Consider the following 21,241-nt stretch of genomic DNA (forward strand, 5'->3'; position numbering starts at 1 on the left):
CTGACAGCCGCACCGCGGTCTGTCAGGCTTCCGCATCGTGGCGCTGACGACGCAGGGCACATCCCCGATCGAGGCGCAGACGCACGGACCGCGGCGGGCCTGGGCGGCCGTCGCGCTGCTGGCGGTCGTCGGCACGCTCAACTACGCCGACCGCTTCCTGCCCGCGGTCCTCGCCGAGCCGATCAAGAACGACCTGGCGTTGTCGGACACGGCGATCGGGGTGATCAACGGCTTCGGCTTCCTCATCGTCTACGCCGTGCTCGGCATCTTCATCGCGCGCTTCGCGGACCGCGGCGCATTCGGGTTGGTCGTCTCGGTGTGCCTCGGGTTGTGGGGTGCGATGACCATGGTCGGCGGGGCCGCGCAGTCCGGGCTCCAGTTGGCGCTGACCCGGGTCGGGGTGGCGGTGGGCGAGGCGGGCAGCACGCCCGCCGCCCACGCGTACGTGGCCCGCAATTTCGCTCCGGAACGGCGAGCCGCCCCGCTGGCGGTCATCACGCTGTCCATCCCGCTGGCCAGTGCGGCGAGCCTCATCGGCGGCGGGCTGTTGGCCCAATCCTTCGGCTGGCGCACCGCTTTCGTGGTGATGGGTGCCATCAGCGTGGCGTTCGCACCGCTGGTGCTGGTGGTGCTGGGACGTCGCCAGGCGATGCCCACGTTCGACCGCGGGCCTGCGCCGCGCACGGCCAAACCGTGGGATCTGCTTCGCGAGCCGAGCTACGTCCTCATCGTCACGGGTGCGGCGTGTATCTCTGTCGCCGGGTATTCGCTCACCACGTTCGCCCCGGCCTTCCTCATTCGCACCCACGGGATGTCGATCGGTGAGGTGGGCCTGCGGTACGGCATCGCCAGCGGTGTGGCCGGCATCGTGGGCCTCCTCGTGGTGGGACGGGTGGCCGACCGGTTGGCCGCCCGCGACCCCCGGTGGCTGCTCTGGTTGGTGGCGGCGATGACGGCGGTGCTGCTGCCGTGCTCGGTGGCGGCCTTCCTGGTGGGCAGTCCCACGCTGTGTGTCGTGTTCATCGCGCTGAGCTACGTGATCGGCACGGCGTACATGGCGCCGTCGATCGCCGCCATACAGCGTCTGGTCGTCCCGGAGCAGCGGGCCACCGCCTCGGCGGTGTTCCTGTTCTTCGGCGCGGTGGTCGGATCGGCCGGGCCGTTCGTCACCGGCCTCGTCAGCGATGCGCTGACCGCAGAACTCGGCAGCGCCGCGCTGGGCCGCGCGCTACTGGTCGTGGTTCCCGTGGCGCAGGTGGCGGCCGTCGTCTGCTATCTGGTCGCCAGTCGACGCTTCCTGGGGCGGATCACGGTGTGAGGTGGTCAATCCGGTGAGCCGGCACAGCGCCCGGAACCCGTCGTCGCTTCCGGGCCAGTGGCGCCGCACCACCTCCAGACCCGCCCGCCGCACCACGCCGCGCAGCACCGCCATGACGACGATCGCGTCGTCGGCGTAGCCCAGCACCGGAATGAAGTCGGGGATCAGGTCGAAGGGCAGCGCCAGGTACGCGAGCAGCAGCACCAGACGCACCCGCACCCCGCGGGGCAGCGACTTGTCGGCGGCGAGCCTGCGGATGAGGCGCAGGACGTCGGGCAGGATGCGCAGTGCCTCGCGCAGCAGGCCGTCGCGGGGCCGCACGGCGATCAGCACCACCACGAGCGCCAGCCAGGTCACCACGAGGGCGACGGCGACGCCGATCGCGAACTCCCACATGGTCAGTCCTCAGATGATGGGGTCGTCGCCCGGTCGGAGCAGTCGCAACCAGCGGTAGCCGTAGCCGTCGAGGCCGATGTCGAGCCGTCCCTTCGCGTCCATCTCGTGGACGGACAACCCGTCCAGCAGATCGACGAGCGTCGATCCCTCCGGCGCGTCCGCGATCTGGATCGGCACCATGCAGCGGTCGGCGCCGAAGTTGTGCAACGCCACCATGGTCCACCCGCTCTTCTCCCGGCAGCAGTGCGCGAGCACCGCGGGGTTGGGCTGATCGAGCACTTCGGCTGTCGACCAGCCGATCTCGGGCTGCTGGCGGTAGGTGTAGATCAGGTCGCGGATGAACCACCAGAACGACTGGTGGTCATGGCGCTGATCGGCGACATTGACCCGTTCGGGCCCGTACAGGCCGTCGGTGATCGGCCGGGGGAGCCGTCTCGGGGCGGCCCTGGAGAAGCCGCCGTTGGCGTCGCGGGTCCACTGCATGGGGACTCTCACCGCGAAGCGCCCTGGGACGTCCAGGTTTTCGGCCATCCCGATCTCCTCGCCGTAGAACAGCACCGGGGTACCGGGCAGCGAGAACGCCAGCGAGTAGACCATGCGCATGCGCCGCTCGTCGCCGCCGAGCATCGACGGCAACCGCCGCCGCAGCCCGCGGCCGTAGAGCTGCATGTCCGGTTCCGGTCCGAACGCGTCGAAGATCTCCTGACGTTCGGACTCGCCGAGTTTGTCGAGTGTGAGCTCGTCGTGGTTGCGCACGAAGTTCGCCCACTGGCTGGTCTCGTCGAGCGGCGGGCGTTCCCGCAGCGCCGCGGCGATGGGCCCGGCGTCACCGCGCGCCAGCGACAGATACATGTTCTGCATGCCGATGAAGTCGAACTGCATGTTGAGCCCGTCGCCGTCAGGGCCGCCGAAGAACGACTTCTGATCGTCGTAGGGCACGTTTACCTCGCCGAGCAGCACCGCATCGCCCACGCGCCGGGTGACGAAGTTGCGGACGTCTCCGAGGTACTCGTAGGGGTCGAACGCCCCGGGGTCTCCCGGCGCACCGTCGCGGGCGAACAGGAACGGGACGGCGTCAACCCGGAAGCCGGAGACTCCCAGCTGCAGCCAGAAACCCAACGTGCGTGAGATCTCCTCCTGCACCTGCGGATTCGCGATGTTCAGATCGGGCTGGTGTTTGTAGAAGTGATGCAGGTACCACTCGCCGGTTTTGGGCTCCTGCTCCCAGAGGCTGTCCTCCTGGTCGGGGAAGACGACATCGGACGGGCTCGACGGCGGCTCGGTCTCACTCCACACGTAGTAGTCGCGGTACGGATCGTCCTTGCTGCGCCGCGCGGACTTGAACCACGGGTGGGCGTCGGAGGTGTGGTTCATGACGAAGTCCACGATCACCCGGATGCCCTTGGAGCGGGCGGTTCGCACCAGTTCGACGAAGTCGCCGAGGTTGCCCAGGCGCTGATCGACACCGAAGAAGTCGATGATGTCGTAGCCGTCGTCCTTGCGGGCGGTCGGATAGAACGGCATCAGCCACAGGCAGGTGACGCCGAGGTCGAACAGGTACTCGATGCGCTCGGTCATGCCCCGGATGTCGCCGGTGCCGTCGCCGTTCCAGTCGTAGAAGGTCTCGATGTCGGCGCAGTAGAAGACGGCGTTCTTCCACCAGAGGTCTCCGGTCTCGATCTTCCTCATGCGATCGCCGCGCTCGGCGCCGGCGCCGTCGGCGCGAGCTGCGGCAGCACGTGCTCACCGAAGGCGTCGATGAAGCCGGCCTGCTCCTTGCCGACGAAGTGCAGGTAGAGCTCCTCCCAACCCAGCTCGACGTACTCGGCGAGCCATTCGGCGTGGCGCCCGAGATCCGCGGAGACGCGCACCGCGCCGCCGACCTTCTCGGTGGACACCGCGCCGCCGATGACGTCGAACGCCTCGACCGTCTCGGTGTCCCACGACACCGGCGGGTCGAACACGTTGTTGCGCCACTGATCGTGTGCGATGGCCATGGCCTCGTCGTCGGTGCGCGCCCAACTCAGGTGGATCTGCAGCCGGGCCGGGCCCCGCCCGCCGGCCTCCCGGTACGCATCGAGCACCGCCTTGAGTTTCTCGGGCGGCTGGTTGACGGTGATCAGCCCGTCCGCCCAGGCGGCGTGGCGGGCCGCTGTCTGCGCAGTGACGGCGGGGCCGACGAGGTCGGGCACCACCTCGGGCAGCGTCCACAACCGGGCCCGGTTGACCTCCACCAGGCCTTCGTGGCTCACCTCCTCGCCGAGCAGCAGGCGCCGGATGACGTCGACACATTCCACGAGGCGTGCGTCGCGGACTTCCTTGCGCGGCCACGGCTGCCCGGTGATGCGTTCGTTGGACGCCTCGCCCGAGCCCAGCGCGGCCCAGAACCGGCCGGGGAACATCTGCGCCAGCGTGGCGATGGCCTGGGCGATGATCGCCGGGTGGTAGCGCTGTCCGGGGGCGTTGACGACGCCGAACGGCAGACCGGTGGTCGCCAGGGCCGAGCCGAGGAACGCCCAGGCGAAGCCGGATTCCCCCTGCCGCTCGCTCCACGGGCTGAAGTGGTCGGAGGACATGCCTGCGGTGAAGCCGGCCTGCTCGGCGTGCTGGACGTCCCTGAGGAGTTGGGCGGGGTCGATCTGCTCGTGTGAGCAGTGGAAGCCGATGACGGTCATCGCCCTGGCATACCCCGGAACAGGGTGACGCCAACGTCGGCTGCCAGGGCGTCAGCCCTCGTCGCCGGTACCGCCCGGATCGCCGCTGCCGCCCTCGCCGTCACCCATGCCGGGTGCTTCGGTGTTGCCACCGGTGGTCACTCCCGGCCCCTCACCGGGCGGGACCGTGGGCGTTTCGGGCCGCGTGGTCGCGCCGCTTTCCGGGGCCGGCGCCGCGGGTGCGCCGGGTTGTGCGGGTGGCTGCGTACCGGTGCCGCCGGGGACCCCGGCACCGCCACCGGTTCCCGGAGCCGGGCTCGCAGGCGGAGGCGTCGCGGGCGAGGCCGATGTGGTGGTCGGCCGCGTCGTGGTGGCACCCGTCGTGGTGGTGGTGGTCGTCTCACCCGACTCTTCGCTGCTCCCACACGCGACGGCGAGCGGTGCGAACAGGACGGCGGCGCCGATCGCGACGACGCCGGACATGCGGCGGTACTCGATTGTCATGTCGGCCGTCCTACCCGGTGAAACGTTCCTCGAATCGCATGAAAGGCAGCGTCGAGAACGACTGGCACGGCGCGCACAGACCGGGCCCCAACCGTGGATAGCCACACCCGTGACAGTCGTCGATGGCCACCACTGCATCCCCACTGAGCACGAGCGGCAGGTTACCCAGACCGGCGGCGAATCAACCCGGGTTCGAGATGTGGAGCCCCCTGTCAGGATTGAACTGTATTCTCGCGGCTGGTCAGGGCCTCGACTACTGCTCTATCTGGGCACTTGCCTCACGCGAGATCACTGCAGGTATTTGTAACTGTGGGCAAATTGTGGGCAAGGTGTGGGCGATCGGCGAGATCTCGCGGGATGACGGGCACCGGTCAACTGGCGGTTGTGTAGAACCTAACGATCTACGGAACCCACCCGCTCTAGCCAACGTCCTACCATTGGTCTTGTTGCCGTGAGGCGGGCCGAACCATCCTTAACAGCCCTGAGCGCCTCCGATAGATATCGTGTGCAGCATGACTCGCCGGGGGCAGCAAGCAAAGCGCGAGCTTCGTCGAGCGCAACGGGAAGTCGGCGAGCAGCTGCAGTCTGATCACGGCGCGTACGAGCCCCCGCCCCGGGATGACTGCGTCTTGCGGGATTGGGAAACGCCATACGACGACGCAAACACCGTTCGAATCCAGTTCCTCCTCTGGAAGCAGGGTGGCGTTCTCGTTGACTTCGTGGTCAACGTACAAGAGCTTGCATCCGAAGGTTGGACAACCGTTGAGCACTTCGACTGCTGCCACGGTCACTGCCACCTACATCCCCAGAGCGGTGTCGAACCGGAAAGCATCACAAGGCTTGACGAGGTGGCTGACGTGCAACGCGCCTTCAGCGCGGTTGCCCACGAGGCCGATGAGCGTGCGCGTATCATCCGAGGAAAGGGAGGGTGACAATGGTTGACAATTCTCGGTTAGACGCCTTCCGTCATGAGGTGAACCTGAACCTCGCTAATGGCGCCCTGGCCGACGTTGATCTCGCAGTCACCAGCGATGACGGGGGGCACCCGGTCGTCGTTGCCCTCGAGGAGGAGCGGCTCTCCGTCGTGCTTGGTCGGGTGCGAGCCGTCGGGGGCTTCGCCAACCTCTTCGTCCTCGGCGACGGTCGCGTCCACGTCGCCTCCTTCATCGAAGAGACTTGTGCAATCGCCTTGCCGGACGACAAGTTGACCGGCGATGACAGTCCGGGTGCGGCTGCGACCGTAGGGATGTTCCTCGACTATGTTGCAAGCAGACCTGGCGGCGTCGTCGTATCAGAGGCTGTTGGGCACCCTGCACGGGCACGCGACGCCCGCATAGTGGAATTCGCCTAAACGCAACCCGGTCAGCCGGATTCACCGACAATGACCGGCACTGCGTACCGTGCCGTCAGCCGCATCTCGTCCGCGCGGCTTCAACGCCTCGATGCCACCGTCAAGTACCCAAAGCTCGTCGATGCGGCCGGGGAACGCCCGACGCGGTGTCACGCGCCGTACGGTGATCCGGTCCCTCTGTCTGCTGCGTTGTCTATGCGATCCACCATCCAGAGAACTCTTGAAGCTCGTACACATTGGCAGCTCTATGCCACCCGCGCCGAGTGTGCGGAGATGGGAGGGGATGGCGTAGGTGGGGCGGCGCTATCGGCGCTTGCCGGAGCCGGGATTTCCTACGTAGCTATACCGGCTGCTGATTTCGAAGTCGGCCTTACTGTCCGGAAGCGGCTTCTTCTTTAAAGGGCGCCGTCCACCGCGGTCGATGCAGCTTTCGCCTGTCCTGGAATTGTCGTGCGGAACATAGCGCCCGTCCGGCATCACTTCGACATCCCCACCACAGGTAGGGCATCGAGCCGGCTTGTTGCCGCTTCCGATACTTCGCATCGGCGTCTCCCCTTTGCAACGCTCTTCCATCATATGAGTGGCGTCATGCGAGGCCATGGGTCTTGCCGCGCTGAGCTTGGCCCGCCTGGGGTGTGGCGCGGAGGGAAACGCCGGAGGGGGTGTCCGCCTACGCCATCGGAGGTGACGGTGCACGTCGAGCAGATCAGAGAGTGATGCCCGCACCCGTCGTGACCTGCCCTAATACACCCGGTGGCGGGTCACCCTCGACGTGTCCTTCTCGCCACTCACGGCATAGGCGAGCAGAGAGGGAGCGGTTTCTTTTTTTGAAAAAAATCGTCAGGGGGGGGCGTCCGCCTATGCCTTGAGTGGCGACTGACCAGTGGCAATGGGGTTGCTCCCCCACCCCTCATGTGGAATTCGGCCTCTGTGTGTGAAAGCCCGCCTATGCCCTGAGGGGCGAGCGAGCGGTTTCTGGGGGTTATGGCCCCACCCTTGCGGCGGGCGTGCACCGAGGGTGGAGTCGGCACTCGCGGTCCCTCAGTGCACGTCACGGTTTAGGGGGTGACGGTGGTTGTGAGCTTGGCGATGCGGTCGGTGTGCATGACGTCCCAGCCGAGGCGGAACGTCAGCCGGATCGCGACGACATCGTTGGCGAAGAATGCGTCCTCGCTGCGAGCCAAGCGGACCGGGCTGACCGCGGCGATGACACTGGTGCGGTCGACGACGAGCAGACCGGCCGCAGGCATGGCTGGTGTCACCGACACCGGGACGCCGAGCAGGGCGCGCTGACCGGGCTGGGTGACGTCGGGGCCGATGAGTGGCTGCGCCGACGTGTCGGTCACCTTTAGTTTCGACAGGGTCGCCCACGCGTCGGGTGAGGCGATGATGTTGGTCGCCGCACCGCCAGCGGCTTCGATGCCGGCGATGGCATCGACGAGCGGGTCGAGGTCGGCGTCGACAGCGCCGCCATCGGTGATGCCGGTGATGTTGAGCAGACCGGTTGGGGCGGCGGCGTTGCCGAGATAGGCGGCGTTGGCTTTCCGCACCACCGACCGTCGCAGCGAGTTGGTGACCATGCGGGCGGCTTCGGGCTGCGCCAACGTCTCATAGCTGTACTTGCCGAGAGCGGCGACCTTGTTCGTGTGGACGACGACTTCGTCGAACTCTTGGGCGGCGTCGGGGATCGGTGCGCCTTCGGCGACGAATCCGACTGTGCCGTCATCGGAGACGTACGGAACGCGGACGGCGGGTTCGTCGCCTTCGATGCGGCCGACCACGGTGGCGGTCTGCAGGATCAGGGCGTCGGGGATGACGTCGTCGGGAACGTAGGCGGTGATGTCTGGCCGCCATGCGGCGGGGCTGGTGGGTGTGGTCTGAGTAGCCACGATGAATCGCCTTTCAGGAGAGCGGGATTGGTGGCTCGCCGCTGGCGATGCCGTGGGGTGCCCTCCTGGGGCGGTCTGTGGCGGGGGTCGAGCACCAGGCCCGAAACCCCCCTGCCACATCCCATGCTACTGCTCTCGGCCCATAACGACGTTGACCATGCTGTCGGCGCCGCTGCGTCCCGGCGATCCGGGGCTGTAGCCCTCGCGGGGCACGTGAAGCCCGGAGCGGGGCTGCGGGATACCGAACTGCTCGCGGATCTCGGCGGCGCGGGCCTGGATTTTCCCCGAGTCGAGTTCACCATGCTCATTGAGGAGATCGGAAACAGTGGTGCCGCCGGCCCACAGGGCGGCCCCTTTGGTGAGCAGTTCACCGGCTTGTCGCTCGGCTTCCGCGCGTTGCATCCCTTCGAGACGTGCTGCGAGGGTGTCGCGTTCGGCTTCGGTGTCGCGGAGTCGGCGCCGGTACTTGGCGGCCTCCCGATTCCCGTTCCCGGACTCGTCGGACTCGCTGTCGTCGGGCGGCTCGAGCGGATCGGCTTCCGGCATGTCGTCTGCCTCAATGACAGTGTCGTCGGCGGGGGTGTCGGTCGGGTCGACGTCCTGTGCGTCCGGGGTGTCAGTCATCGGTGTTGCCTTTCATGTTGGGGACGATGGTGATTCCGGGGAGTTCGTCGGGTGCGATACCGAGCCGTTCGGCCTCGGCCTCGGTGATGACGGTGCCGCCGAAGATGCCAGTCACCGTGCGGGATTCCTCGACGCCAATGGGTATGCCGTCTGGGTCGCAGATCACCTTGCCGGGAATCGTGCCCGTACAGGGCTTCCCGGTCGCTGCGGATTGGCGTTCGAGCGCCTTACGCGTCAACCCGGGGGTTGGCACGATGTCTTGCGGGGGGCGTTCGGCGCTACCGAAAACCTCACGCGCCCATTCGCGCATCTGATCGTCTTGCTCGTCGTGTTCGTGCACGTCAACTCCTATGTGTGTGAAACGAGGGTTTGAAAAAGTCTTGAGTTTTGTACAGACAGGCAGGCGCTATGCCATCCGTGCCCCTGCTGGACCGGGGGGAGGGGGTATCCCCCGTGCCTTCACGTCATGCGGATTCCTCCCCATCTGTGGGCGGGTTGATGATGTGCCAGATCCGGTTGGACTTACTGCGGCCGTGGGCGGGGACGCTCTGGATTCGGGGGCAGTCGCGGGCGGTGGCCCGTACGGTGTCCCACCCGTAGCCGGCGGCCTGCCCAGCGATGCGGACTTCGTCGGGGGTGACCTCGGTGCGGCCAAGGGTGTCGAGGTAGTCGTCAAGCCATTGGCGGACGGGCCGGTAGTTGTGCTGCCGGTCGGGGGTGATCGACCACGTGACCCTGCCGCCGGTGCGGTCGATGACGGCGATGTCGGGGTGAGCTCTAGCTGCGTTGGCGAGGGTGGACATCGTGTAGCCAGCGGCGTCTCCCGCCTGGTACACAGCAAACGCTGGGACAGTCGTGTGCCCGGCCGCCTGCAGCGCGGCTATGTGCTCGGCGAACCACTTCACTGCAGTAACCTTCGGCCGGGATGAATCGACGACCGACCTGCGGGAATCAAGGTCTGTGACGTTATCCGCCGGTTCACCGGTGAACTCCTGGTTCACCGCTGCTGACATGGGCTTTTCCGCGGTGAACCCCGGTTCACCGGTGAACTCTGAGTTGAGCGCGTAGTGAGGTGCTTTATCCCCCGGAACAATGACAACTTCACCAAGCTTCTCAAGATGAGGCAGCAAAGCGTCGAACGCTTCTCGGTAGTGCTGCTTACCCATCGCCCTACGCAGATCGCTTCTCGACATGGTGCCGTCGGCAAGGACCGCCCTGATGCGTCGGCGAACGGTGTTGGCATGTCGGTCGTCGATGATCTCGTCGAAGATGGCTCGGCCGATTGCCCGCTCTCGGACCTTCGCTCGGGTCGCCTGGCGGTCGTATTCCAGCACCGCGTTTCGGGTGGCGTCGGACTTGGCCATGATGACCTCAGATAGCTCCCAATCGACCGCGGAGACGACCATCCGGTGATCGAGAATTGCCAACGCGGCCGCGACCTTGAGCCGGGTCAATGTCCGGTGACCGTCGATGGCCTCCACTGCCCCACGTCCGCTGTCCCATAAACCGGCGTTGATGTACTCGCGGATCTCCGACGGCCCGTACTGGATCAACACCTGACCGCCCTTCAGCGCCCACGCCGGGAGCGCAATGTCGAGAACACGGTTGGGGGTCGGGCCGAGTTCCTTGGGCATGTCCGGGTCGGTGACCAACATCCACAGCTGTCGTTGCGGCGTGCCACCCGACACGTCATCGAGGAGAACGCCGCAGTGGCCGAACTGCGCACTGATGGACAGACATAGCCGATATGAGTCGGCCGGAACCGCTCGCGTGGTGGCCGCGGATGCGCCCTTGCTGCCCAACCGGTCACCTGTAAGTGCCGCCTTGACTGCAGCCCTGGTGTTGTTCCCCTGTCCGGCGTTGAGCGCGGTCAAGTGGTCGATCTCCGACACGGTGATCAGCGCTCGATCTACCCGGTCCTCGGGGTTCTTCTGCTCCTTGAAGAGTTCGGCGATACCTTGTCCGGAACCGAGCCCTTCCTCATGGATGTTGGCGGGCCAAACGACGCGGCTGAGCTTGTCAGTAATGCCCTTGCCTGCGCCTGAGCGGCCGACGAGCACAACGCCCATATTCAGAGAGGCCGGCGCTGGTGGGCCCGGAAGCATCACATGCGGGCCGGTGGTTGCGATCACCCGAGGCAGGACCGCAACCAGTAGCGCCCACGGCGCGACATAGCTGGCGCGCGCCCACTGATAGATCAGCTTGAGCTGTTCTGTGGCTGACCAGAATTCGGATTCATTGTCGGTCACGAGGCGTTCCTCAAATCGTCAATCTCGCGTCGGCGGAGCAGCTGTCGAGCAGCGTCAGACCAGTCCTCGCCCTCCCACACCGCCTCTCCTGCATCCCGGACGGCGTCTTGTCGGGCATCGTTGGTGATCGCCTCGCGGACACCGCCGAGGATTAGGGACAGCAGCTTGCGGGCGTCGGTATCGGCCATGCCGCACCACTGCAGCGTTCCCGCGATGGGCAGTTCGCGGTGGTCGAGTGCAACGCCTCGTTGGGCGGCGACGTGCGCGGCGTACCGGAAGGTTTCGTACCAATTGACTTGCCGGGAAGGGGGAGTCCCCCCGCCGGTGCTGGCGGGGGTATCCACATCTCGATTGCGGTCAACGGTCACAGGGGATCTCCTGCAATACGGTCCAGATCTTCTCCACCTGGGCGGCGTCGAGGTTCTGGGTCAAAGTTGCGAACTTGATGAACAGTTCCCGCAGTTCGTCGCGTCGTTTGTTCACCAGCCAGGCATTGCGATACACAAGGCAGTTGACGCAATCTCCGACATCCCAGTACATGCCGGTTTCGACATCGAGCCGTTCGAAGTTGAACTCGTCGGGGTCGTCGATCTGGCTGGGCGCCTTCATCTCCGTCACATCTGCACCGGGGTACCGCTCCTCGGGAACCTCGAGCATCTCGCCGCACATGGCCGGAAACTCGGTTCGGCCGGCCGCACGGGCGTCGTCCTCCACGGATTTCCACCACTTGTGGCGGGTGAACGGATTGCGTGGGAATGCCTCCCGGTACGTCCGCCGGATGTCAGCGAGTCGCTCTTCGGAGAAGTGCCCGTTGTTGCTAAACCCGAGTGCGAGCTGCTGCAGCACCTCAGCGTGGTCCCGGTAGCAATTGTCCGGCTGCAGCAGTGCGTGTCGGGTGATTCGTCTGCACGCCGAGCACTTAAGATCACCAACCTCCCGGTGCCAGTCGTTGTTGATGGGGTAGTTGAACCAGTAGTTCTCCATGCGGTAGTTCCGCGGACGTTGGCAGGTGCGGACGTTGCCGCACTCGCAGCAGAGTGCCTGTCGACGTGTGCTCATCGCCGCACCTCCACGGCTTCGAGAGCGTCGGCAACTCCATCGACCAGCACAGCAGCCTGGCGTAGGTGACCGAGTGCGGTTACCAGGTCGACGACAGCGAAGAGCGGAACGTCAGGGGACAATTCACGCAACACCGTATTGAGGTCGGCGCGGACAAGATCCACCCGATTGACGGCATTCTCTAGGATCCGCCGGGCAGCGGCCGGCTCTGGTCTGTCGGGGCGGGCTTGTGGTTTCATAGTCCTAGATCTCCTTCGGTTGTGGTGACTGGTGGGTGGTCGTTTTTCCGAAGGGCCTCGGCTGCAACCGGGGCCTTTCGCATATCCGGGGTTCGGTCGTCATCGATCAACCCGAGGTCGCAGTGGTCCTCCTGCGGCAGTTCGCGCATTAGGCGGCGTCACCGCCGTTCCGGTTGGCGGCCAGGTAGGCGAGAACGTCGGCGCGTGCATATCGGACTCGACCCGACACTTTGATCCAAGGGAGCCCGCGGCGGCGGTACCTGTCTTGGGATAGGGCGTCGACCGTGGTCTGCATGACGGCAGCCACTTGGGCAGGTGTTGCCAGCGGCGGTAGATCTTCTGGGGCGAGGAGGTCGGGCATCTCTTTCCAATCTGTTCAGAACTGTCGGTGAACTGTTTAAAGATGGCAGTGCCCCTACAGAAGATCACACTGGATGGCCGGTGTCAACAACTGCAGCTTGACTGCCATTCTTTGACAGTGGACGATGGGCGCCGTGGCAGGAAAAGAAGCGGCCCGTGGGCCGACGGGTGAGACGGTGGCTGCGCGATTGCGGGAGATTCGCACCTATCTGAATCTCACCTTCACCGAGGTTTCGGAGCGCCTGACCGCGGTCGGGTGGCCAATCAGTGCGGTCGGAGTCCGGCGCATTGAGGATGGGGACCGGAAGGTGACGGTCGACGACTTGGTCGGTTTATCTGTGGCACTTGGTGTCTCACCGATCGGCTTGCTCTCAACGAATGTTGCGGACCGCAACGACTTGGTTACCGCGACAGGCTTGTCTGATCCCATTTCCGCTGAGGATCTCTGGAAGTGGCTGCGGATGGATAAGCAGTTGGGGGAGCCCGAGGACAAGGCTGTCGCGTTGCTTGAGTTCATGCGAGTTGGCGCTCCTGCGTGGCGATGGGAACAGTTCGCCGAGGGTGCGATCGCGCTGCTTGAGCTCAACAAGGTCGAGAGAGACAGGCAATCGGGCGATCCAGACGTGAGGGAAGACGCCGAACGGCGCTTCAAGGCGATTCAGGAGAAGTACACCCGTGGCGACGATTGAGAAGTACGAGACATCCTCCGGTGCAACGCGATATCGAGTTCGATACCGAACGCCTGACCGCCGACAGACCGACAAGCGTGGATTCAAGACCAAGCGTGACGCCGAGCAATGGCTATCCGAGAACGAGGTGTCGAAGCTGCGTGGCGAGTACGTAGCGCCAGCGTTGGGGAAGATCTCGGTGGGGGAGTTGGGACCGCTCTGGTTGCAGCGCCAGCAAGGCCATATGAAGCCGAGCGGGTTCCGGTCGTACGAGTCGGCGTGGCGTATCCACGTCGAGCCCCGCTGGGGGCGGGTCCGGGTCGCCGATGTCACTCATACTGATGTCCAGGCGTGGGTGTCCGAGATGGCGTCTCAGCGTGGTGCGGTGATCGTGCAGACGGCCTACTCTGTGCTCGCCAGGATCATCGACGACGCCGTACGCGACCGGCGCCTGGCAGCGAACCCGGCACGTGGGGTGAAGCTGCCGGGTCGATCTCGCCGGAAGAACATCTACTTGACCGCCGAGCAGCTCCAGGCGCTCGCGGTGGAGGCCGGCCGATACCAGTCGCTGGTGCTGTTGCTGGGGACGGCGGGTCTTCGGTGGGGTGAGGCGGCGGCGCTTCGGGTCGAGGACGTCGACTTCTTAAAGCGTCGGGTGGTGCTCCACCGGAACGCGGTCACGGTCAACAACCGCGTGCATGTCGGCACCCTGAAATCGGGGGAGCATCGCACGGTCGCCTTGGCTGGTTTCGTCGTCGACGAGCTGGCGGCCACGTGCCGGGGGAAGGCGCGGGAGGATCTGATCTGGTCGTCCAGGACCGGGGATTATCTTGGGCCGCCGTCGTCGCACGACTCCTGGTTGTCAGGTGCGGTGGACCGGTGCCGGAGGGCGGACAAGACGTTCCCGCGGGTCACCGCTCACGCGTTACGCCACACGGCAGCGTCGTTGGCGATCTCGTCGGGCGCCAACGTGAAGGTCGTTCAGCGGATGCTGGGGCACGCTTCGGCGGCGATGACATTGGACGTGTACGCCGATTTGTTCGACTCCGACCTCACTGCAGTTGCCGACAAGTTAGACGAGAGTGTGGGCAGAATGTGGGCACGGCGGGTGTCTGGCGGGCCCACCGGACTGCAGTAGCGGCCCCTTACCTGCGCGAACGCAGGTCGAACGTTTGAGCCCCCTGTCAGGATTGAACTGACGACCTTTCGCTTACAAGGCGAGTGCTCTACCACTGAGCTAAGGAGGCGGGTGACGCAGAGTTTATCCGGTCACTCGTCGACGTCGATCACCCGTTGCGACCGCACCGGGGTGGTGGGTGTGGTCGGGGTGCGCCTGCCGAGTCGGCGGCCGGGCAGCGGGATCCGGTCGGCGATGTTGCTCAGCGGGTTCACCACCTGACTGAGCGCGATCACGGCCTCCCGCAGCGCTTCCACCGTCGGCGCCAGCGCTTCGAGGCCCGGCGTCAACCGGTTCAGGGTGTCGGCCACGTCGGCGAGCTGTTCGAGTGGGCCGTTGCGGGCGGTCAGCTTGTCGACGAGCCCGCCCTCGGCCAGCAGCCGGTCGGCGATACCGTCCTCGGCAAGCAGCCGCTCGACCAGACCGTCCTCGTCGAGCAACTGGTCGACCAGGCCGCCCGGTTCGATGGCCCGCATCAGCCCGCCGTCGTCCTGCGTCAACCGGTCCAGCACACCACCCGGTGCGGTGAGCCGGTCGACGACACCGCCCGGCTTGAGCAGGCGGTCGATGGGTCCGTCCGGGGCCAGCGCGCGGCCGAGCGGTTGGTCCTCGTCCATCAGTCTGGCCAGGCGGTTCGCCCGTTCCACGGCGTCGTTGATGCCCAGCACGGCCGCGAACGCGCCGGGGTTCGCCACGACCCGCGGATCGCCCTCACCGAGCGTCGCTTTCGCCACGCTGATCGCCGACGTGGCGATTCCCAGACTGGTCTCCGCGGCGGCGAGCCCGATGCGCGCCGGTGCGGTCGCGAGCTGCATCAGGTTCTTGCCGAAGTCCATGCCGCCAGTCTATGGACAGTGCAAGCGTGAACTCACAGAGATCTCACAGCCAACCCGCAGCATTACTCAAAGGCCCGGGGCGGGCATTGAAGTCCATGGCCATGGCTGCTCTTCCCGATACCACCCCCGAGGCGCGGGTCCTCGTGGTCGACGACGAGGCCAACATCGTCGAACTGCTGTCGGTCAGCCTCAAGTTCCAGGGCTTCGAGGTGCACACCGCCTCTGACGGGGCCTCCGCGCTCGACAAGGCCCGCGACGTCCGTCCCGACGCGGTGATCCTGGACGTGATGATGCCCGGTATGGACGGGTTCGGGCTGCTCCGCCGCCTGCGCGCCGACGGTATCGACGCCCCCGCCCTGTTCCTGACCGCCCGCGACTCCCTGCAGGACAAGATCGCGGGGCTGACCCTGGGCGGCGACGACTACGTGACCAAACCGTTCAGCCTCGAAGAGGTCGTCGCACGGCTGCGGGTGATCCTGCGGCGCACCGGCCGCGGGGCCGATGAGCCGCAGACGTCGCGTCTGAGCTTCGCCGACATCGAACTCGACGAGGACACCCACGAGGTCTGGAAGGCCGGCGAGCCGGTGTCGCTGTCGCCGACCGAGTTCACCCTGCTGCGGTACTTCATCATCAACGCCGGCACCGTGTTGTCGAAGCCCAAGATCCTCGACCACGTGTGGCGCTACGACTTCGGTGGCGACGTCAACGTCGTCGAGTCCTACGTCTCGTATCTGCGTCGCAAGATCGACACCGGTGATCGGCGGTTGCTGCACACGCTGCGCGGGGTCGGGTACGTCCTGCGCGAGCCGCGATGAGCGCTTGCGCGAAGAGCCGACGAGCACCGATGAGCGCTTGCGCGAAGAGCCGACGAGCACCTATGAGCGCTTGCGCGAAGAGCCGAAAGCCCAGGTAGTGCGCGGGGGTGTGCCGCTGCGGCTCGGTCTGGTGGCCGCGACGCTGGTGCTCGTGGCGCTGGGGCTGCTCGCCTCCGGCATCGCGGTGACGTCGATCATGCGGCACAGCCTGGAGAGCCGGGTGGACCAGACCCTGCTCGACGCCTCGCGCAGCTGGGCCCAAGCGCCGCGACAGCTGCCCGCGACGCCGATGGCAGGCCCCAACCCGGCCCGGCCGCCGTCGAACTTCTACGTGCGAGGCACCGGACCCGACGGGCGGATGTGGACGGCCGTCAACGACCGCGAGGCCGAACCGGTCCTGCCGGCCTCCAACGACGTCGGGCCCGTCCCGGTCACCGTGGCGTCGGTGAACCACTCCGACGTCGAATGGCGCGCGATGACCGTTCGCGGGCCCGCCGGGGCGCTCACCACGGTGGCCATCGACTTGTCGGAGGTGCAGTCGACGGTTCGCGCCCTGGTGTGGTCGCAGGTGGGGATCGGCGCGGCCGTGCTGCTGGTGCTCGGAGTCGTCGGCTACGCGGTGGTGCAACGCAGCCTGCGCCCGTTGGCGGAGGTCGAGGAGACCGCGGCGGCGATCGCGGCGGGTCAGCTCGACCGCCGGGTGCCCCAGCGGGATCCGCGCACGGAGGTGGGACGATTGTCGTTGGCGCTCAACGGAATGCTCGCCCAGATCCAGCGGGCCGTGGCATCCTCCGAGTCGTCGGCGGACGCCGCCCGCACCTCGGAGGAGCGGATGCGCCGGTTCATCACCGACGCCAGCCACGAGTTGCGCACGCCGCTGACCACCATCCGCGGGTTCGCCGAGCTGTACCGCCAGGGTGCCGCTCGCGACGTCGAGATGCTGATGAACCGCATCGAGAGCGAGTCGCGCCGGATGGGCCTGCTGGTCGAGGATCTGCTGCTGCTGGCCCGTCTCGACGCGCAGCGACCGCTCGAGCAGCATCGGGTGGACCTGCTCACGCTGGCCACCGACGCGGTCCACGACGCGCAGTCCATCGCGCCCGAGCGCACGATCACGCTGCAGGTACTCGACGGCCCCGGGACGCCGGAGGTGCTCGGTGACGAAGCACGACTGCGGCAGGTGCTGGGCAATCTCGTGGCCAATGCGCTGCAGCACACCCCGAAGCGCGCAGGCATCACGGTACGGGTGGGCACCGACGAGCGCAGCGCCGTCCTGGAGGTGTGCGACGAGGGGCCCGGTATGACCGAAGAGGACGCGCGCCGGGTGTTCGAGCGCTTCTATCGCACCGACTCCTCCCGGGCCAGGGAAAGCGGCGGGACCGGGCTCGGGCTGTCGATCGTGGACTCACTGGTCCTGGCTCACGGCGGGACGGTGCGTGTGACGACCGCGCCCGGGCAGGGCTGCCGCTTCTCCGTGAACCTGCCGCGGTTCAGTGACGTGCCGGTCGAAACCGCTTGAGGGTCAGACCAATTCGGCGAGAGCGGCCTTGATCTTGGCCTGTGCCTCGTCGAGGGATTCCGGCGACGGGTTGTTGTCGACGTTCGCGAACCCGAAGTCGGTGAGGTTGTAGGCGGGGAACACGTGCACGTGCAGATGCGGCACTTCGAGGCCGGCGATGATGACGCCTGCGCGTTCGGCGCCGAAAGCCTTGACGACGGCCTTGCCGATCAGCTGTGACACCTCCATCACGCGGGCGAAGACCGGGGGTTCGATGTCCTGCCACTGGTCGATCTCGGCGCGCGGCACCACCAACGTGTGTCCCTGCGTCATCGGCGCGATGGTGAGGAACGCGACGATCTCGTCGTCCTCGTAGACGAATCGGCCCGGCAGTTCTCCGTTGATGATCTTCGTGAAGACGGTCGCCATGGCCTCGAGCATAGTGAGGCGCTGACCGGCGAACGTGCGCTGAGTGCGAAGCAGGGGCCGGATTCCCGCAGTGGGCGCACGTTCGGCGGGCAAGCCGCCGCCGACCCGCGGAACCCTCAGCCGCCGAGGAGTTCGTGCAGTTCCTCCACGGTCCACGGCGGTGAATCGTGATGGTCGCGGTACCCGAGGAAGCCGGGGGACTGCCGGGCGAACTCGCCGACGAACCCGCCGGCTGCGATGAAGATCCGGCCCGTCACGCCCCGCGAGCGGTCGCTCACCAGGTAGGCGTACGTCGGCGCCACGTACGCGGGTGGGGCGGCGTCCAGGGCGCCCTGCAGGCTGACGTCGTCGAGTAGGCCGCGGCGGTTCAACTCCGTGACGTGCGCTTCGTATTCGGCGCCGGTCGACAACCGGGTCTTGGCGCCCGGGCACACCACATTGGCGCGCACGCCATGCTCCTTGAGCTCCGCGGCGATCGCCAACGTCAGCCCGTTGACCGCCCCTTTGCCCGCCGGATAGCCGGTGCCGCCGTAATCGCCGAGAAAGGCGAACGAACTCGTGTTGACGATCGCCCCGCCACCCTGCGCGACCATGCGTGGCGCCGCGGCCCGGCACGTCTCGAACACCGTGCCCAAGTGCGCGTCGAGCAGTTCTCGGAACTGCGCCGAGCTGACGGTGAGGATCGACGAACCGGGCGGTTCGGCGGTGCCCGCACAGTTGATCAGGATGTCGATGCGCCCGAATTCGCGGACACAGCGTTCGACCAGCGCGTCGGCCGTCTCAGGGTCGGCAGGCGAACCCGCGCAGCCGACACCCGAGACCCGTTGTGCGGCACGCTCGACCGCGTCGGCGTCGCGTCCGCTCACCACCACCCCGGCGCCGTGCGCCGAGAGCAGCTCGGCCACCGCGAGGCCGATACCGCGAGAACCACCGACGACGACCGCCCCGCGGCCCGCCAGCGGTCGCGACGCGCTAATCGCCCTTGGCCTCTTCGAACGTCATCGAATCCATGTTCCAGTAGCCACGCAGGTTCGTGATGAGGCCGGTCTCGTCGACCCGGTAGGTGAACACCCCGCGGACCGTCGCGACGAAACCGTTCGGGAACTCGGTGCGCAACACCAGGATGTAGGCGATCTCCGACGGCGAACTGGACGGGAACGTCGCCTCACATGTGACGGTGAGCGTGTTCGGCCCGATGTTCGTGTCGTAGAACGCCGCGACCGCGTCCTTGCCGCACACCCCGTTACCGTCCGGGTTCGTGACCGCCTCGCCGATCGGGTCCTCGATGACGACGTCGTCGGCCATCAGGGCCAGCCAACCCTCTTTGTCGCCGGACTGGACGCAGCGCCACGACGCGCGCGACGCTGCGACCACCGGTGACTGCTCGACCGTGGTCATGGCTTACCAGTCGTTGTCGGTGTAGCGGATGACGCCGCGGATGTTCTTGCCCTCCAACATGTCCGAGTAGCCCTCGTTGATCTGCTCCAGCTTGTACTGCCGGGTGATCATGTCGTCGAGGTTGAGCTTGCCCGCCTTGTACATCGACAGCAGCTGCGGAATGTCGAAGTGCGGGTTGCCGCCACCGAAGATGGTGCCCTGCAGGTTCTTCTGCAGCAGGGTCAGCATCGCGAGGTTCAGCGTCACCTGGGTGTCGAGCATGCTGCCGATGGCGGTCAGCACGCAGGTGCCGCCCTTCGACGTGAGGTTCACGTAGTTGTCGACGTCGTTGCCGTGCAGTTCGCCGACGGTGACGATGACCTTCTTGGCCATCAGCCCGTGGGTGACCTCCGCGATACCGGCGAACGCCGACTCCAAGTCGGGGTAGGCGTGGGTGCCGCCGAACTTCAGCGCGGCGTCGCGCTTCCACTCGACCGGTTCGATGACGAAGATGTTGCGCGCGCCCGCGTTGACCGCCCCCTGCAGTGCCGACATGCCGACACCGCCGACGCCGACCACCGCGACGTCGTCGCCGGGCCGGATGTCACCGGCGCGAACGGCCGAGCCGTAACCAGTGGTGACACCGCAGCCGACCAGGCAGGCGACCTCGAACGGCACCGACGGGTCGATCTTCACCACGGAGCTCTTGTGCACCACCATGTACGGGCTGAAGGTGCCGAGCAGGGTCATGGGGAAGACGGGTTGTCCATTGGCGTGGATGCGGTGGGTCCCGTCGGAGACCGCGGTCCCGTTGAGCAGACCGGCACCCAGATCGCACAGGTTGCGCAGCCCGGCCTGACACGACGGACAGCGGCCGCAGGACGGGATGAACGACAGCACGACGTGGTCGCCGGGGGCGAGGTCCTCGACGCCCGGTCCGACCTCGGTGACGACGCCGGCGCCCTCGTGCCCGCCGAGCACCGGGAAGCCGGCCATCGGGATACCACCCGTGACCAGGTGATGGTCGGAGTGGCACATCCCCGACGCTTCCATCCGGATCTTGACTTCGTCCTGAACCGGGTCGCCGATCTCGATCTCCTCGATCGACCACGGTTTGTTGAACTCCCAGATGAGGGCGCCCTTGGTCTTCATATTGCCTGCTTTCCTTCGGAGAACGTCTCGGCCACCAGCCTAGTGACGTGGATCTCAGCGGATCTCTCGACGGGTGTCAAACTACACATCCCTCGTCGTGGTCACCAGATCGGGACGGGTGCCTGCCCCAGCGGGTAGTAGCCGGGCAGCCTCTCGCCCGACAACGACCGCTCGATCCGCTTCTGCATGGTGGGGGTGAGGTCGCCCGACTCGATCAGCTTCGAGTACCCCTTCACCACGTGGCCGAAGTCGAAGAAGTCGCGCTGCCACTCGATCAACAGGTTGTCGTCGAGCCGGAACCAGCTGCCGCCGATGCCGTAGATCTCGTCACGGGACCCGTCGCTCTTGTTCGCGATCTGCTTCCAAAAGCCGACGATCTCGTTCTGCTTCTCGTCGATGAGCACCTTCTGGTACTCGTAGACCCAGTTCTCCAGCCCTTCCATCTCCAGGCCCAAAGCGACCTCGGCTATCTCCTTTTTGCCGACGCACATCACGTCTTCCTTGGGGCCGATGTTCCAGCCGTAGGTGGCGTCGTCGGTGTAGAACTCCGCCAGCGGCTTCCAGTCGCCGGCTGCCTCCGCGTCCTGATTGGCCTTGAGCCAGCGCTCGACCCAACCCTCGAGGTCCTCGCGTGACGCCATTCTCA

23 protein-coding genes and 1 tRNA gene are annotated in these 21,241 nt (G+C 66.5%); 5 read left to right on the plus strand and 19 right to left on the minus strand.

The window, feature by feature from the left end; genetic code table 11:
- Nucleotides 1-37 precede the first annotated feature (37 nt).
- Entirely contained in the window at nucleotides 38-1,318 is a 1,281-nt protein-coding gene (locus AU195_RS03345) for a spinster family MFS transporter (RefSeq protein ID WP_286149115.1), read from the plus strand.
- Here the strand turns inward: AU195_RS03345 and AU195_RS03350 are convergent.
- From AU195_RS03350 to AU195_RS25030, 12 genes are all read right to left on the minus strand, one after another.
- The gene (locus tag AU195_RS03350) at nucleotides 1,229-1,714 is read right to left on the minus strand and encodes a YkvA family protein (protein WP_157531013.1); all 486 of its coding nucleotides are present in this window, start codon (nucleotides 1,712-1,714) and stop codon (nucleotides 1,229-1,231) included. The genes AU195_RS03345 and AU195_RS03350 overlap by 90 nt on opposite strands.
- 9 nt (nucleotides 1,715-1,723) lie before the next feature.
- Nucleotides 1,724-3,403 carry an alpha-amylase family glycosyl hydrolase gene (locus tag AU195_RS03355; protein WP_059157647.1) on the minus strand — a complete coding sequence of 560 codons (1,680 nt, stop codon included), beginning with the start codon at nucleotides 3,401-3,403 and terminating at the stop codon, nucleotides 1,724-1,726.
- Nucleotides 3,400-4,389, minus strand: coding sequence for a TIGR03885 family FMN-dependent LLM class oxidoreductase (locus AU195_RS03360; protein ID WP_059157648.1), 990 nt, complete (start codon nucleotides 4,387-4,389; stop codon nucleotides 3,400-3,402). Before AU195_RS03360 ends, AU195_RS03355 begins: the two co-directional genes overlap by 4 nt.
- Nucleotides 4,390-4,440: 51 nt before the next feature.
- On the minus strand, nucleotides 4,441-4,872 hold the full coding sequence (locus AU195_RS03365; RefSeq protein WP_059157649.1) for a hypothetical protein: 432 nt from the start codon (nucleotides 4,870-4,872) through the stop codon (nucleotides 4,441-4,443).
- Nucleotides 4,873-5,824: 952 nt separating this feature from the next.
- Nucleotides 5,825-6,025 carry a hypothetical protein gene (locus AU195_RS03375; RefSeq protein ID WP_059157651.1) on the minus strand — a complete coding sequence of 67 codons (201 nt, stop codon included), beginning with the start codon at nucleotides 6,023-6,025 and terminating at the stop codon, nucleotides 5,825-5,827.
- Nucleotides 6,026-7,281: 1,256 nt separating this feature from the next.
- Nucleotides 7,282-8,112, minus strand: coding sequence for a phage major capsid protein (locus tag AU195_RS03380; RefSeq protein ID WP_059157652.1), 831 nt, complete (start codon nucleotides 8,110-8,112; stop codon nucleotides 7,282-7,284).
- A 126-nt stretch (nucleotides 8,113-8,238) separates the two neighbouring features.
- Nucleotides 8,239-8,736 carry a hypothetical protein gene (locus tag AU195_RS03385; protein ID WP_059157653.1) on the minus strand — a complete coding sequence of 166 codons (498 nt, stop codon included), beginning with the start codon at nucleotides 8,734-8,736 and terminating at the stop codon, nucleotides 8,239-8,241.
- Nucleotides 8,729-9,076: a hypothetical protein gene (locus tag AU195_RS03390; RefSeq protein WP_059157654.1), complete on the minus strand. Its 348-nt coding sequence runs from the start codon at nucleotides 9,074-9,076 to the stop codon at nucleotides 8,729-8,731. Before AU195_RS03390 ends, AU195_RS03385 begins: the two co-directional genes overlap by 8 nt.
- Nucleotides 9,077-9,200: 124 nt before the next feature.
- Nucleotides 9,201-10,985: a hypothetical protein gene (locus AU195_RS03395; protein WP_059157655.1), complete on the minus strand. Its 1,785-nt coding sequence runs from the start codon at nucleotides 10,983-10,985 to the stop codon at nucleotides 9,201-9,203.
- Entirely contained in the window at nucleotides 10,982-11,353 is a 372-nt protein-coding gene (locus AU195_RS03400; RefSeq protein ID WP_082702951.1) for a DUF2742 domain-containing protein, read from the minus strand. The genes AU195_RS03395 and AU195_RS03400 overlap by 4 nt, the downstream gene beginning before the upstream one ends.
- On the minus strand, nucleotides 11,343-11,969 hold the full coding sequence (locus tag AU195_RS03405; RefSeq protein WP_059157657.1) for a hypothetical protein: 627 nt from the start codon (nucleotides 11,967-11,969) through the stop codon (nucleotides 11,343-11,345). Before AU195_RS03405 ends, AU195_RS03400 begins: the two co-directional genes overlap by 11 nt.
- A gap of 71 nt (nucleotides 11,970-12,040) precedes the next feature.
- Nucleotides 12,041-12,283: a hypothetical protein gene (locus AU195_RS25030; protein WP_082702952.1), complete on the minus strand. Its 243-nt coding sequence runs from the start codon at nucleotides 12,281-12,283 to the stop codon at nucleotides 12,041-12,043.
- 494 nt (nucleotides 12,284-12,777) lie between these two features.
- Between AU195_RS25030 and AU195_RS26045 the strand changes: the two genes are divergently transcribed.
- Entirely contained in the window at nucleotides 12,778-13,332 is a 555-nt protein-coding gene (locus AU195_RS26045) for a helix-turn-helix domain-containing protein (RefSeq protein WP_216636373.1), read from the plus strand.
- Nucleotides 13,319-14,449 carry a site-specific integrase gene (locus AU195_RS03415; RefSeq protein ID WP_059157659.1) on the plus strand — a complete coding sequence of 377 codons (1,131 nt, stop codon included), beginning with the start codon at nucleotides 13,319-13,321 and terminating at the stop codon, nucleotides 14,447-14,449. The genes AU195_RS26045 and AU195_RS03415 overlap by 14 nt, the downstream gene beginning before the upstream one ends.
- Before the next feature lie 37 nt (nucleotides 14,450-14,486).
- Here the strand turns inward: AU195_RS03415 and AU195_RS03420 are convergent.
- Nucleotides 14,487-14,558 (minus strand) — tRNA-Thr (locus AU195_RS03420).
- Between the two features lie 22 nt (nucleotides 14,559-14,580).
- Nucleotides 14,581-15,324, minus strand: coding sequence for an MlaD family protein (locus tag AU195_RS03425; RefSeq protein ID WP_059157660.1), 744 nt, complete (start codon nucleotides 15,322-15,324; stop codon nucleotides 14,581-14,583).
- A gap of 95 nt (nucleotides 15,325-15,419) precedes the next feature.
- On the opposite strand from AU195_RS03425, the gene AU195_RS03430 reads away from it, so the two are divergent.
- Both AU195_RS03430 and AU195_RS03435 read left to right on the plus strand, forming a co-directional pair.
- Complete coding sequence (locus AU195_RS03430) at nucleotides 15,420-16,139, plus strand: response regulator transcription factor (protein WP_059157661.1); 720 nt, start codon at nucleotides 15,420-15,422, stop codon at nucleotides 16,137-16,139.
- Nucleotides 16,140-16,236: 97 nt separating this feature from the next.
- Complete coding sequence (locus AU195_RS03435) at nucleotides 16,237-17,658, plus strand: sensor histidine kinase (protein ID WP_059157662.1); 1,422 nt, start codon at nucleotides 16,237-16,239, stop codon at nucleotides 17,656-17,658.
- 3 nt (nucleotides 17,659-17,661) lie between these two features.
- Here the strand turns inward: AU195_RS03435 and AU195_RS03440 are convergent, their stop codons facing one another.
- The 5 genes from AU195_RS03440 to AU195_RS03460 form a co-directional block, all read right to left on the minus strand.
- On the minus strand, nucleotides 17,662-18,066 hold the full coding sequence (locus tag AU195_RS03440) for an HIT family protein (RefSeq protein ID WP_059157736.1): 405 nt from the start codon (nucleotides 18,064-18,066) through the stop codon (nucleotides 17,662-17,664).
- A gap of 116 nt (nucleotides 18,067-18,182) precedes the next feature.
- Nucleotides 18,183-19,025, minus strand: coding sequence for an SDR family NAD(P)-dependent oxidoreductase (locus AU195_RS03445; protein ID WP_082702954.1), 843 nt, complete (start codon nucleotides 19,023-19,025; stop codon nucleotides 18,183-18,185).
- A gap of 13 nt (nucleotides 19,026-19,038) precedes the next feature.
- A complete protein-coding gene (locus tag AU195_RS03450) occupies nucleotides 19,039-19,464 on the minus strand; it encodes a nuclear transport factor 2 family protein (protein ID WP_059157664.1) in 426 nt (141 codons plus the stop codon).
- 3 nt (nucleotides 19,465-19,467) lie between these two features.
- On the minus strand, nucleotides 19,468-20,595 hold the full coding sequence (locus AU195_RS03455) for an NDMA-dependent alcohol dehydrogenase (protein ID WP_059157665.1): 1,128 nt from the start codon (nucleotides 20,593-20,595) through the stop codon (nucleotides 19,468-19,470).
- A gap of 101 nt (nucleotides 20,596-20,696) precedes the next feature.
- Entirely contained in the window at nucleotides 20,697-21,236 is a 540-nt protein-coding gene (locus AU195_RS03460; RefSeq protein ID WP_059157666.1) for a nuclear transport factor 2-like protein, read from the minus strand.
- Between the last annotated feature and the right edge of the window lie 5 nt (nucleotides 21,237-21,241).

Source organism: Mycobacterium sp. IS-1496 (genome assembly GCF_001499995.1).
GTDB lineage: Bacteria > Actinomycetota > Actinomycetes > Mycobacteriales > Mycobacteriaceae > Mycobacterium.